The organism is Bradyrhizobium sp. B039, assembly GCF_038965675.1.
Classification (GTDB): domain Bacteria; phylum Pseudomonadota; class Alphaproteobacteria; order Rhizobiales; family Xanthobacteraceae; genus Bradyrhizobium; species Bradyrhizobium diazoefficiens.
Genome location: NZ_CP152416.1, coordinates 1,544,709 through 1,557,570 on the forward strand (window position 1 = coordinate 1,544,709; position 12,862 = coordinate 1,557,570).

General features: G+C 62.9%; 11 protein-coding genes. 1 reads left to right on the forward strand and 10 read right to left on the reverse strand.

Annotated elements, in window-relative coordinates:
* Positions 1–220: 220 nt before the first annotated feature.
* Positions 221–3,004, forward strand: coding sequence for a UPF0182 family protein (locus AAFG50_RS07310; RefSeq protein ID WP_011090068.1), 2,784 nt, complete (start codon positions 221–223; stop codon positions 3,002–3,004).
* A 151-nt stretch (positions 3,005–3,155) separates the two neighbouring features.
* Here AAFG50_RS07310 and AAFG50_RS07315 read toward each other — a convergent pair whose 3' ends face one another.
* The 10 genes from AAFG50_RS07315 to AAFG50_RS07360 form a co-directional block, all read right to left on the reverse strand.
* Positions 3,156–3,575 carry a CBS domain-containing protein gene (locus tag AAFG50_RS07315; RefSeq protein ID WP_028172874.1) on the reverse strand — a complete coding sequence of 140 codons (420 nt, stop codon included), beginning with the start codon at positions 3,573–3,575 and terminating at the stop codon, positions 3,156–3,158.
* Positions 3,576–3,774: 199 nt separating this feature from the next.
* Positions 3,775–4,245 carry a YbaK/EbsC family protein gene (locus AAFG50_RS07320; RefSeq protein ID WP_028172875.1) on the reverse strand — a complete coding sequence of 157 codons (471 nt, stop codon included), beginning with the start codon at positions 4,243–4,245 and terminating at the stop codon, positions 3,775–3,777.
* 335 nt (positions 4,246–4,580) lie between these two features.
* On the reverse strand, positions 4,581–7,703 hold the full coding sequence (locus AAFG50_RS07325; RefSeq protein ID WP_028172876.1) for a multidrug efflux RND transporter permease subunit: 3,123 nt from the start codon (positions 7,701–7,703) through the stop codon (positions 4,581–4,583).
* On the reverse strand, positions 7,700–8,944 hold the full coding sequence (locus tag AAFG50_RS07330; RefSeq protein ID WP_039187045.1) for an efflux RND transporter periplasmic adaptor subunit: 1,245 nt from the start codon (positions 8,942–8,944) through the stop codon (positions 7,700–7,702). Before AAFG50_RS07330 ends, AAFG50_RS07325 begins: the two co-directional genes overlap by 4 nt.
* 60 nt (positions 8,945–9,004) lie before the next feature.
* On the reverse strand, positions 9,005–9,247 hold the full coding sequence (locus AAFG50_RS07335; protein ID WP_231166631.1) for a hypothetical protein: 243 nt from the start codon (positions 9,245–9,247) through the stop codon (positions 9,005–9,007).
* A 379-nt stretch (positions 9,248–9,626) separates the two neighbouring features.
* Positions 9,627–10,184 (reverse strand): HdeD family acid-resistance protein, encoded by a 558-nt coding sequence (locus AAFG50_RS07340; RefSeq protein ID WP_028172879.1) that lies wholly within the window; start codon positions 10,182–10,184, stop codon positions 9,627–9,629.
* Positions 10,185–10,338: 154 nt separating this feature from the next.
* A complete protein-coding gene (locus tag AAFG50_RS07345) occupies positions 10,339–10,824 on the reverse strand; it encodes a DUF992 domain-containing protein (RefSeq protein WP_011090061.1) in 486 nt (161 codons plus the stop codon).
* A complete protein-coding gene (locus tag AAFG50_RS07350) occupies positions 10,825–11,424 on the reverse strand; it encodes a hypothetical protein (protein WP_028172880.1) in 600 nt (199 codons plus the stop codon). It lies immediately after the preceding gene.
* Positions 11,425–11,435: 11 nt separating this feature from the next.
* On the reverse strand, positions 11,436–12,554 hold the full coding sequence (locus tag AAFG50_RS07355) for an AI-2E family transporter (RefSeq protein ID WP_028172881.1): 1,119 nt from the start codon (positions 12,552–12,554) through the stop codon (positions 11,436–11,438).
* A gap of 41 nt (positions 12,555–12,595) precedes the next feature.
* A complete protein-coding gene (locus AAFG50_RS07360; protein ID WP_028172882.1) occupies positions 12,596–12,835 on the reverse strand; it encodes a hypothetical protein in 240 nt (79 codons plus the stop codon).
* Positions 12,836–12,862 lie beyond the last annotated feature (27 nt).

Here is a 12,862-nt window from a genome sequence, read left to right on the forward strand (position 1 = left end):
TGTACGATGGCACTCCGGTTCGGGAGCGCCATGTTGCGCGATAGCTGATTGATCGCGCCGGCTGCATCAGCCGTGCTTGGCGCCTTGCGCCGTTTCGAAATGCCATATTGCGCCGCGGTCCTAGCGACGCAGCTTCGAGCACTTGCGTCGCCCGCCTCGAGGCGTCATCCCGACCACGAATCAAGCGGCGGGCGTCCCTGATTTCGACTATGATCAGGCGATGACGATCGGGATTACAGGACCCGAGCGGAAGGCACCAAGGCAAAGTGCCGTGGTCGGGCTGATTATTGCGGCCCTCGTCATTGCGATTGTCCTGACCCTGCTCGCGCTCGCCAGCGACTTCCTGGTCGACTGGCTTTGGTTTTCCGTGATCGGTTATCGCGAGGTTTTCTGGACAACAATCGGCGCCAAGGCCGTCGTCTTTCTTGCGGTCTGGACGGCAACTGCCGTCATCCTGTTGTTGAACGGATGGCTCGCACTGCACTTCGCCCGACGGCGGTCGACACAGCTTGCCGCCGCTTCCGTGTGGAGCGCCGCGGGCAACGCGCCGCCAGATCTGCTTGCGCTTGTGCGCGACCGACTGCGGTGGCCGCGGTTGATCGCAGCTGGTGCGGCTTCGCTCGCTCTGCTTGTCGCGGCGGCCGAAGCCGGCAACTGGGGCGTCTTCCTGCAGTTTGTCTATCAGGCGCCGTATGGGGCGGACGATCCGCTCTACAACAACGACATCGGCTTCTATCTCTTCTCGCTGCCCGCCTATATCCTGATCAAGAATTGGATGATGCTCGCGCTCGCGCTGAGCGCGCTGTTTGCCGCGGCGATCTACTTGGTGCACGGCGAGATCGAATACGACATTCATCGCCGATCAATGTCGTCGACGGTGATTGCCCACGGCTCGGCGCTGCTCGGTCTTCTGTTTGCGGTGAAGGCCTGGTCCTTTGGTCTCGATCGCTACCTGCTGCTCTATGGCGATAACGGCGTGGTTGTCGGTGCAAGTTACACCGATGTCCATGTGGGGCTGCCGGCCTTGTGGCTGATGATCGGACTTTCGGGCATCGCGGCGCTCGCCGCGTGGGCAAACGTGCGCGTGCGCACCTACCGGCTTCCTGCCGCCGCGTTCCTGCTTGTCGCGATCGGGTCTTTCGTGCTGTCCGGCTTGGTTCCCGTGCTGTTCCGGCAGTTCTTCGTCAGGCCAAGCGAACTGGAGCTGGAAAGGCCCTATATCGAACGCAACATCGCGCTCACCCGGCAGGCCTACAATCTCGATCAGATCGCGGCCAAGCCGTTCGCCGCCGAACAGAAGCTCAGCTTCAAGACGCTCGACGCCAACAAGGCGACCATCGACAATATCAGGCTGTGGGATTGGCAGCCCCTTGCGGACACCTACGCGCAGCTGCAGGAGATCCGCACCTACTACAAATTCCATCACCTTGACGTCGATCGCTACTGGCTCAATGGCTCCTACCAAAGCGTCATGATCTCGGCCCGCGAACTGCGACCTTCCTTGCTGCCGCCGAATGCCCAGACATGGGTCAACCACCACGTGCTGTTTACTCACGGCACCGGCGCAGTGATGAGCCCGGTCACTCGCAAGAGCAGCGAAGGGCTGCCATTCCTCTATTTGCGCGACATACCTCCTGTCGCGGACGGAGGCCCGCAGATCCGCGAACCGCGCATCTACTACGGCGAAGAGCACGACAGCTACGTCATCGTCAAAGGGAGCACGCCTGAGTTCGACTACCCGAAGGGCAAAGACAATGTCTACGCAGCCTATGACGGGACGGGCGGCGTTCCGATAGGAGCGGCGGTATGGAGAGGCCTGTTCGCTTACTACTTCAACGACCCGAACCTGCTGCTCTCGAGCTACATCACGGCGGACAGCCGGATCATGATCCGCCGCAACATCGGGGAAAGGGTGCGAACGATCGCTCCGTTCCTCAGGCTCGATCACGATCCTTATCTGGTCATCAGCAATGGGCGGATGTTCTGGATGCAGGACGCCTACACGGTGAGTTCCTACTTCCCCTCCGCGCAGCCGGCGCAAGACCAGGATCTCAACTACATTCGCAATTCAGTGAAGGTCATCGTCGATGCCTATAACGGCACCGTCGACTTTTATCTGATGGACACCGGCGATCCGGTTGCCGCGACCTGGCGGCGCATCTTTCCGAACCTCTTCAAGCCATTCTCGGTCATGCCGGCGGATCTGCAGAGGCACATCCGCTATCCGGAGGATCTGTTCCTGATTCAGGCGCAGCTCTATCAGAGCTATCACATGGAGGCCGCCGACGTTTTCTACAACCGCGAGGATCTCTGGCAGTTCCCGCGCCAGCCGGGCGGCGGCGGCGTTGCAACGATGGCCCCATATTACATCATCATGCGGCTGCCCGGTGAGTCGCAGGCTGAGTTCTTCCTCATGCTTCCCATGGTGCCGAGCCGCCGCGACAACATGATCGCCTGGCTCGCCGCACGCTGCGACGCGCCCGACTACGGCAAGCTGATTGTCTACGAATTTCCCAAGGAGAAGCTCGTCTACGGGCCGTTCCAGATCGAAGCGCGGATCAACCAGAGTACCGAGATATCGCAACAGATCACGCTGTGGAATCAGATGGGCTCGCGGGTGATACGCGGCGCGAACCTGCTTGTGATCCCGATCGAGAACTCGATCCTCTATGTCACGCCGCTCTATTTGCGAGCGGAGCACGGGCACCTGCCGGAGCTGAAACGCGTGATCGCAGCCTATGGCGAGCATGTGGTGATGAAGGAGACGCTCGATGAGGCCTTGTCGGCTCTGTTCACCGAGCCTGGCGCGGTGCGGCCGGTCTCGAGCACGATGGAGGAAATGCCCGTCACACGCCCATCGGCAAGTCAGGCACGGGAGGCGCTCGACCGCTACAATCAGGCCGTTGAACGATTGAGGTCCGGCGACTGGAAAGGCTTTGGCACGCAGTTCGACGCCATGCGCGAGCTCCTGGAGGACATGAACCGACACTCCGCCGACCGCTAGGGCCTCGACTTTTCAGTTTAGCCCGTTCACGCCGACGCAAAGTCAAGCGCTTCGGGCCGCTGCTCTCGCGCCGCGCGATGGTTGCATGACAAACGCCTGACTCCGGCCCAGCTCGACGTCTGGCGATCGCGAGAGCAACTCGGGCCTCAATTCAATGATGCGCCGAAACACTCCTGACGGTCTCGGTCAGCAGATCATTTGAGGCGGAGCGGCTGAGATCGCCCAGGCTGATGATGCCGACCATCCGCTTGCTCTTGTTGATCACGGGCAGCCTGCGGACCTGCAGTTTCTCCATATGATGCATCGCCTTTGCGAGGTCGTCGTCCTCCCGGCAGCAATGAATACCCTCAGTCATCACATCGCGGGCCGTTGCGCGGCGAGCATCAAAGGTGTGGCTCGCGAGCCCTTTGCAGACGATATCGCGGTCGGTCACCATCCCGACCAGCTTGTCGTCCTCGCCAATCGGAATGCAGCCGATGTCATGCGCCCGCATCAATTTGGCAATCTCGGCGATGGGGGTGTCGGGGCTGACCCAGTCGACACCCTTGTGCATCACGTCTTTGACTTTCATGGCGAGCCTCCGTTGTTGCAGCAGCGCCCCCATTCGTTTGAACTGTACAACCGATCGGGTGCGAGGTCACAGGAGAAAGCATCATTACTTCGCGATCTGACCAGACAAGCGCCGACGCTGTCGCCGTCGCTTTCCTGAACAGTTTGACGGCGACGTCGCGGCCGAGGTTCCCGCCCAAGATTGGGCAGTGCGCAAATCCTCAGTCGTGCGCGCTGAAGCGCCCGTGCAGTGCGTTGGCCGTCAGGCGTGCAAACTGCGCGTGACCCATATGAAGCAGCGTCTCGTGGTCGCCGGCTTCCATATAGATGTCGGGCTGCGCCTCGATGCTGTCGTCGACGATAGTATCCAGCCCGTAGCACTTGCCGACGGCGGGAACTGCACCGTGCGCACAATCGCGGAACAGCTCACCGATCTCGGTTTCTTGTGCCATGTGGACATTTCCGCCGAGTATCGTCTTCAGTTCCGACGGGCGGAGGTGATGCGATGCGGGCAAGATGGCCAGCATATATTCGCCGTCGCGCCGCAGCACGACGCCTTTGGCGAGGCGATCGCCCGGGATATGGCATGCCTCGGCCGTGCGAGTGGACGTCATGCTGAGTTCGTGCGGGACCACTTCGTATTGGATGTTCTCAGCGGCGAGGTACTTCTGGAGTGTGGGAGCAATGGCCATGATGTGACCTCCGGCGCAAAATGCACGCCATCCACCGTGAGGTCTCTCCCCTGCAGACTCTCGCCGTACGATGGGCGGCTGCTTGGTTGGAGACTCAACATAGGCCTTCAATCCGCAAGCTGCAATTCGTTGTCGTTGACCAATCTGACGCACGGTCGGCAGTCGGAAGCGCGCGCGTTGCGCTTGTTTTCCCGAACGGGCTCGGGATCACATGAGGCAAGACCGTATAAATTACATAGCAATTTCAATTATATGAGAGTTCGCGGGTTTGTTCGCTCGACAACTGATTGATCGCGCAGGCATCGGCCGAGTTTGCGCACCTTGCGCCAGTCAACTCAGTTGCCGGACTTTGGCGCGGCCTTCATCCGCTCCCGCAGACGCTGGAACGTCACGTAGAGCGTAGGGACGAGAAAGATGCCGATTGAGCTTGCCGCGAGCATGCCCGCAAATACGGCTGTCCCGACCGCCCTGCGGCTGAGCTCCGCAGCGCCGGTTGCAATCACGAGCGGCAGGAGGCCAAGGATGAAGGCGACCGAAGTCATCATGACCGCGCGAAAGCGCATATGCGCGCCCTGGATCGCGGCGTCGTTGAGCGCCACGCCCGCTTCGCGTTGCTCCTTGGCAAATTCGACGATCAGAATGCCGTTCTTGGCGGCGAGCGCGATCAGGACCACGAGCCCGATCTGGCCGTAGAGGTCGAGATTGAGGCGGGCGAGCTTGATGCCGACATAGGACCCGAGCACGCCGACGACGACCGATAGCAGCACCGGGATCGGGATCACCGTGCTCTCATAGAGCGCCACCAGGAATAGGTAGGCGAACAGCACCGCAAGCATGAGCACGATGCCGGTCTGGCCAGCGGCCTGCTGCTCCTGATAGGCGGTGCCGGTCCACGCGAAACTGTAGCCCGCAGGCAGCACGGTGTTGGAGATTTCTGCCATTGCGACCATCGCGGTTCCTGAGGAGACGCCCGGCGCCGGGCTGCCGTTCACCGTCACCGAGCGATAATTGTTGTAGCGGGTGATGACCTGAGGCCCGGTCACGATCCTGATCCCGGCGAGCGACCTGATCGGCACCATCTGGCCGGCGCCGTTGCGCATATAGATCCGCCAGATGTCCGAAATATCGGCGCGATCGAACGCTTCGCCCTGAACGTTGACCTGCCAGGTGCGGCCGAACAGGTTGAAGTTGTTGACATAGATGCCGCCGAGCGTCGCCTGCAAGGCCGTGAAGATGTCGCTGACCGTCACGCCGAGCGCCTGCGCCTTGCGGCGGTCGATGTCGAGATGGATGGATGGATTGGTCGCAGTGAAGGTCGAAAAGACACGCGCAAGCCGTGGATCGGCATTGGCTGCACCGATCAGCGCCCCGGTGACGCTGGAGATCGCGGCCGGAGTCTGTCCTTCCAGCGCCTGAAGCTGGTATTCGAACCCGCCTCCGGTGGAGAGCCCAATGATCGGCGGCAGATTGAACGGCAACACGTTGGCCTGTCGAATCTGTGCGCCGGCTGCGAAGGTTTGCCGGATCAGCGCCTGCGCGGAATCGGCTGCCGCCTTGCGATCGGAAAACGGCTTCAGCCGCGTGACCACCAATGCGCTGTTCGGTTCGGACGCGCCGTCGAGCAGGGAAAAGCCCACGATGGCAAGGACGTGATCGACGGCGGGGATCTGCTTCAGGAGATCCTCGATCTGTTGGGTGACTTCGCTGGTTCGCGCCACCGATGCGCCGTCTGGCAGTTGCACCGAGGTGAAGAAGGCGCCCTGGTCTTCCTCGGGGAGGAAACCTGTTGGCGTGATCAGCGACATGCCGAAGATGCCGGCGGCAACGACGGCGACGAACGGCAGTGAGAGACCCGCCACGCGCACCAGGCGGCGGACGCCGCCGCTGTAGCGGTCGCGCAGCCAGTCGATGAAGCCGAGGACGCGCCCCATGATGCCGCGCCTGGGTCCGGTGTGGCGCAGGAACAGCGCGCACAAGGCGGGCGACAGCGTCAGCGCATTCAACGCCGAGATCATCATCGCGGCGCTGATCGTCACCGCAAACTGGCGAAACAGCGTTCCGGAAATGCCGGGAATGAATGCGATCGGGACGAAGACCGAGAGCAGCACCAGGGTGATCGCGATGATCGGTGCGGTGATCTGGGTCATGGCCTTCTTGCTGGCCTCGGCGGGGGAAAGGCCCGGCTCCTCCTCCATCACCCGCTCGACGTTCTCGACGACGACGATGGCGTCGTCCACCACGATGCCGATGGCGAGCACCATGGCCAGCAGGGATACCGTGTTGGCCGAATAGCCCAGCACCAGCAGGACGGCGAACGTGCCGACCAGGCTCACCGGAACGGCAACGGCCGGGATCACCGTGGCCCGCAGATTGCCGAGGAAGAGGTACACCACGATCACGACCAGGACGAAGGCCTCGCCCAGCGTCCGCAAGACCTCCGTGATCGTGTCGCGCACGAAGCTCGTGGAATCGTATTGCACGAGATAGCTCAGGCCGGTGGGAAAACGCAGCGACAGCCGCTGCATCGTCGCCGCCACGGCCCGTGCGGTGCTCATCGCATTGGCACCCGGCGCCAGATAGATCGCGACCGGCACGGCCGCGCGGCCGTCGATCCGCGCTTCGCTGTCGAGATTTTGCGCGCCCATCTCGACACGGGCAACGTCCTTCACGAGCAGCGACGAGCCGTCCGGGTTGGCGCGCAGCACGATATTGGCGAATTGGTCGACGGTGGCGAGCCTGCCCAGGGTCTGCACATTGAACTGGAGCTGCTGGTCGTCGCTGATCGGACGTGCACCGATGCGCCCCACAGGCGCCTGGACGCTTTGCGTGCGGATCGCGGCAATGACATCCGATGGCGTGAGGTCGAGGCTGGTGAGTCGCTGCGTATCGAACCAGATCCGCATCGAGTAGTTCATCTTGGCGAACAGGTTCGCCTGGCCGACGCCGGGCGTGCTGGCGATCGCATCGAGCACGTTGATGATCGCGTAGTTGGTGATGAACAGCGGATCCTGCTGGCCATTGGCACTATAGAGCACGAGGAATTGCAGGATCGACGAGGACCGCTTGTGCACCGTCACCCCCTGCTGCTGCACTTCGGTCGGTAGTTGCGACAGTGCGCTCTGCACGCGGTTGTTGACGTTGACGGTATTGATGTCGGGGTTGGTGCCGAGCGCGAACGAGACCGTCAGTGTGTAGCTGCCGTCATTGGCGCTGGTCGATTTCATGTAGAGCGCGCGGTCGACGCCGATGATTTGCGCCTCCAGGGGTTGGGCGACGCTGCTCTCGACCACCTCGGCGGATGCACCAGGGAAGGTGCCGGAGACCGTGACCTGCGGCGGCACGATGTCCGGAAATTGCGCCACCGGAATCTGCATCAACGCCAGCGCGCCGGCGATGGTGATGATGAAGGCGATCACCATCGAAAGCCGCGGGCGATCGATGAAAACGGCGGATATCATGGTTTGCGGTCCAGCAGGCGGGTGCTGCCGGAGGCGCCGTGATCCGCTTGCGGAGCCGGGGCGTCCGCGGCGGGCTTCATGCTCGACAGGATCAGCGGACTTGCCGGTCCCGGCGAAACGGTCTGGCCGGGACGAACTCGCTGCAAGCCCTCGGCGATGACCTTGTCGCCGGCCTCAAGTCCGGCGATCACGGCGGCGATGGTCGTGGTCGATTGTCCGAGCTGGATGCGGCGCTGCTCGGCCTTGTTGTCGGCGCCGACAGCCAGCACATAGTCGCCCTGCTGATCGGAGAGCACGGCGGAGCGCGGGATCGCCAGCACCTCGACCGGCTGGACGCCCTCCAGCACGACGGTGACGAACTCGCCGTCAGTCAGCTCGTGAACGGTGACGCCAGCCGCCGAAGAAGCTCGCAGGATTGGATTGCCGATCTCCCCGCGTACGATGATAGTATCGGTGCTCTGGGCGATGGTGTTGTCGACGAAATTCAGCTTGCCGGAGTGCCCGTACATCCGGCCATCGGGCAGTCGCAGCCTGATCACCACCGCGTCCAGGCCGCCTTGTGGTCCGTATCGTTCCCGCAGCTCGAGCCCCTGGCGGAGCGGCACCGGGAAGGTGACATACATCGGGTCCTGGCTGACGATGGTGGTCAGCACGCCCGAGCTCGGACCGACGACGTTGCCTTCCGTCACCGCCGTGCGTCCGATCTTGCCGGCAATCGGCGCGTTGATCTTCGTGTAACCGAGATTGATCTGGGAGGCTTGGACCTGGGCTTGCGCGGCTTGCACCTGGGCTTCGAGGCTGAGCTGGTTGGCGATCGCTGCATCGTAGGTGGACTGTTGCCCGGCGGGACCTCCGAGCAGGGTCCGCGCGCGCTCGGTCGTCAATTTGGCATTTTCGAGCGTTGCCTGGAGCTGCGCGACCTGCGCCTGTTTCGATGCAAGATCCGCTTCGAAGGGACCTCGCTCGAGCCGATAGAGCTCGTCGCCTTCCTTGATCTCGGCGCCCTCGTCGAACAGGCGCTTGTCCAGAAATGCCGTCACGCGCGCGACGACGCTGACCCGATTGATCGCCTCGATCCGTCCAAGAAATTCGCTGGTCTCGGTGATCGGCCGCCTGGTCGCTTCCACGACGCCGACCGCAGGGGCTCCGGCCGCGGCAGGTTGTGTCCGGGCGGTCCCACCGGCGATGATCGTCAGGAGAGTTGCCGCCAGCAGCCTGATCGAGACGCCAGCAAGGGTCATTGTCCGCTCCTTGCTCCAGACCTAAGAGCCGGGCCGGGTCGGTGCTTCACCAGCGCCTCGTTACTCCCGCCGTATCCGATCGCTGCGCGCGGGCTCGTCATAACCCTTGCGACGGCTATAGAACATCAGCGCGATCAGGCCGCAGCCGAACACCAGCATCAGGACGACGGCCCCTCCGAGGATGATGTTGCGGTAAAGCGGCATCGATGGAGTTGCCTGCCATACCGACACGCAGAAGGCGGCTGCCACCACGAGAAGAGCTATCAGAGCGGCCCACAGGAGCCATTGATTCACGTGGCGCACGATCGCCTCCATCGCCTTCGTGGCAAATCTGCTCCCGGCGGATTGCGCAAGTTAAGAGGGGGCTCCTAGCGCCACCGCCATCCACAACGACGACGGCCGCGATGCCACCAGCAAACCCATCGGCGCCTGCGTGGCGGTGGGCGGCCCCAGCCCGGACCAGGTCCCCAACCGGGACCGGCTGGGGGTCCCCACCACTGAGCTTGCGTCAGGAGCTCCGACGGCTCGCCGGCCTGGCCAAGATCGTGGGCAATCGGCATCGCTTCCGCAGTCTCAATCAGACGAACTCCGACAGCGCCGATCGCCGCGGCAGCAACGGCATTCTGAGCAAAGCCAAGGAAAGCTCGACGGGTGGGAGCGTCCATCATCATCTTCTCCATCGTTACGCAGTTCGCCGCACGGACTGAAGCGCGTAAAGCAGCCACGCCAGGCCGTGCGAGATCAGGTCGACGCCAAGCAGGAATCCGAGGGCCCAGACGCTGATGGTCGGAAAGCTGAACAGGATCAGCACGCCCGCGAGCAGTCCGAAGATGCCGGAGATCAGCATCATCCATCCGTTCTGTCGCCAATGGGCGAAGCTCAGCACGCATCGAATGACGCCCGAGGCGAGCAGCACCGCGCCGAGGAAATAGGTGAGGATCAGGGCACCGGAAGCCGGCTGGGTGAGCAGCACAAGCCCGAAGGCGAGATAGAGAGCGCCGAGAAGGATCTGCCACAGGAAGCCGCCCCATCCCTTGGTCCAGAAGGCATGCATGATCTCGAATGCGCCGGCCGCGATAGCCGTCAGCCCGATCAGCTTGACGCTGATGATCGTCGCGAAAACCACGTCGCTGAGAGCCGCGATGCCGGCGGCGATCATCACGATGCCGAGGAGAGCGCAGACCCACAGCGGAGGCGAGCCCAGAACCCCGATGTCCGACCGGCTGTCATAGACTGTCATGCCATCCTCCTGATCCGCGCGATGATCGGCACGCTTGGGATGGTAGCTTCGAGCCCGCGCCGTCGACATCCGACGAAACCCTGAGCGACGGGGTGGGAATGTTCTCGTGAGCCCACCGGAATCCGGCGATCGCGCGCGGGATCGCGGTTGCGAGCTAGCGGCTGCCGCGCGGACCCAGCGTCAGATTGGTGACACCAGCCGCGAGATTGATTCCGATCGATCGCTCGATCGACAGCGGCTGCAACATCACGCTCCTGCGCGAGCCGCCGATCAGGACGTTGGCGCCGAGACCGGGGCCGAATGCCAAGCTGCCGCTCGCGCCGACATAGTTGCCGCGCAGGGTGGCGGAGCCGATCCGCGAGTTCTTGGCGAGCACGGCCCACGACAGGCTGCCTGCACTGGTCACGCCGAGATCGAGGCCAACGCGCCGGATCCGTCCCTCATAGATGAACTGCCTCGGCGGGTTTCTCGCAAAGAATGTGCAGCGCAGTGACTGCACCGATCCGAGCACAAGCCCGACGCGCGGGTTGCTCAAGCAGAGGAGCCGGCCGACCCTGAACGTTTCGGCGCGCGCGGGCAGGTTGGCGATGCATAGCAGCGCGGATGTGGCGAAGACTGCAACAGGCCGTGTCATTCGCATTCAAGCCTCCACTTGGCTGTTGGTGTCGGAGGGCGCAATCCTCGGTCGGCTGTCCTGGCGGAGCCAGAACGTGATGCCGAGGCCGATCAGCAGCACCGCGCCCAGCAGGAAGAAGAAGACGGACTGCTTCAGCCAGGAGATTGCCGGGACGGCCACGCCCATCGCCAGGCCGAGGAACGAGATTTGCAGCGACAACAGGCTGACGCCGGCAAGGAACGTGCCGAGTGCGAGCAACGTCAGCAGGACGAGGCCGGTTGCCGGTGTCGGAAGCAACTGCTGGACGCCCGAGATCAGTATGATGTTCATCGTGACCAGGACGGCAATCCAATGCAGCGCCTGGGTCCAGATCAATCGGAGCTGGGCCTCTTTGCCCTGGGCCTCCGGCCATTTGGTAACGACGCAGACGACGCAGATGGCAAGCGCCAGGAATTCCCAGTAGCCGACGAGAGGCTGGTGGGAGACGTTGGTATAGGCGACGCCTGCGATAGCGAGCACCAGCGCCACGACATAAGGAAGCTGCTGCCACAGGAAATGAGCCATTCCGGGACGAGGCGAGGGAGGCTCCGTACCCACGTTCCGTTGTACATCGATCTTGCTCATGGGCTATCCAGTCACGATCTACCGTCGTTGAATGTCTGCTTGAGGTTGTCGCCAAGGTAGTCCTCGACGTAGAATCGGATGATTGCGACGCGGCCGATCGCGACCAGTGGCATGGCCAGCGCGATGCCCAGGACGCCGAACAGCGCGCCCAGAATGACGATGGCGACCAGCGTCCAGGCAGGCGGGATCTCGACCGCCTGACGCTGGATCAGCGGGCCGATCACATAGCCTTCGACTGACTGGATGATCGTGTAGATCAGGACGGCCCAGATCAGCAGCGAACTGCCGAGTGGCATTGCGACGAGCGCAATCGGAATTGCGGCCACGATGGGTCCGAGATACGGAATGAAATTCGACAGGCCGGCCTGCAATCCGAGCACGAAAGGACCGGGCAGCCCGATGAGGTAGAGTGCGATCCAGACCCACAGCGTCATCAGGATGATGCGGATGAGCTGTCCGACCAGCCACAGCCGCATGACGGTGCCTATCTCGTCCATGACGGCTCTTGTCCGCGCGCGATAGGACTGCTTCACCAGCATGACCAGGCTTTCGCGATGGCTGTTCGGATCGAAGGCAAAGAGGATCCCGAGGAACAGGATCACCAGCGCGCCGGTCAGAAGAGTTGAGGCTCCGCCGAGCAGAAATTGTGCATGGCTGAGAAAGCGGCCCTGATCCGAGAACAGCCATTGTGCAAAGTCGCGGCCCCATTCCGGGCCGAGGAGGTCAACGCCATATGACAGGAGATGCTCCTGCAGGACGTCGATCTGGCTGTCCATGACCTTCAGCAGGAGGCGCGTCTGCTCCGGCAGCTTGCCCGCACCCCAGACCATTCCAAACCCCGACAGAGCGGAGAACAGCAACAGGACCAGCGTCAGGCGCCAGGCGCGATTGAGCGGAAGGACCGGCGCCAGAGCCCTTGCGCACGCGTCCAGAAATGCGGCGAACAACACGCCTGCGAAGATGAGCAGGAGACTGGACACCGTCTGCCACGCCAGAAACAGGAAGACGCATGCGGCGAGCAGGGTGAGCCCGGTCGCGAGAATGCTGCGTCGCGCGTCCGGCAGATCGGCGGACGTGTCGCGCAGAACGACCTCGTGGAGCTTCTCCGGTCCTGTCCTGGACTCGCTCATGGATCGGTCCAATCGCTGGAGTGGGCTAACGTCGTTTGCGCCTAGGTCCGGACGCGCCGGCTGCCATAGTGCGGATGCTTTCCGCCGCGATGACGCCAGTAACGGTGCTTCGTCGGGTTCGTATTGGTGTTGGGCGCCGCGTTCTTCGGTGCCGGCGCGCCGGCATCTTTTTGGGCAGACACGCCGGTCTCGGTCGACTGGGCCAGCGACAGGGTTGGATATGCGGAGACCGCCACCAATCCGCCGAGGATCAAGGCGCTACAGATGGCCCGGGTGCACATATCCGCCTCCATGTAGCCAGGGACAAG

Coding starts and splice junctions, on each gene's coding strand:
- AAFG50_RS07310 (WP_011090068.1), top strand. CDS start 221: ATGACGATCGGGATTACAGGACCCGAGCGGAAGGCACCAAGGCAAAGT.
- AAFG50_RS07315 (WP_028172874.1), bottom strand. CDS start 3,575: ATGAAAGTCAAAGACGTGATGCACAAGGGTGTCGACTGGGTCAGCCCC.
- AAFG50_RS07320 (WP_028172875.1), bottom strand. CDS start 4,245: ATGGCCATTGCTCCCACACTCCAGAAGTACCTCGCCGCTGAGAACATC.
- AAFG50_RS07325 (WP_028172876.1), bottom strand. CDS start 7,703: ATGATATCCGCCGTTTTCATCGATCGCCCGCGGCTTTCGATGGTGATC.
- AAFG50_RS07330 (WP_039187045.1), bottom strand. CDS start 8,944: ATGACCCTTGCTGGCGTCTCGATCAGGCTGCTGGCGGCAACTCTCCTG.
- AAFG50_RS07340 (WP_028172879.1), bottom strand. CDS start 10,184: ATGACAGTCTATGACAGCCGGTCGGACATCGGGGTTCTGGGCTCGCCT.
- AAFG50_RS07345 (WP_011090061.1), bottom strand. CDS start 10,824: ATGCGAATGACACGGCCTGTTGCAGTCTTCGCCACATCCGCGCTGCTA.
- AAFG50_RS07350 (WP_028172880.1), bottom strand. CDS start 11,424: ATGAGCAAGATCGATGTACAACGGAACGTGGGTACGGAGCCTCCCTCG.
- AAFG50_RS07355 (WP_028172881.1), bottom strand. CDS start 12,554: ATGAGCGAGTCCAGGACAGGACCGGAGAAGCTCCACGAGGTCGTTCTG.
- AAFG50_RS07360 (WP_028172882.1), bottom strand. CDS start 12,835: ATGTGCACCCGGGCCATCTGTAGCGCCTTGATCCTCGGCGGATTGGTG.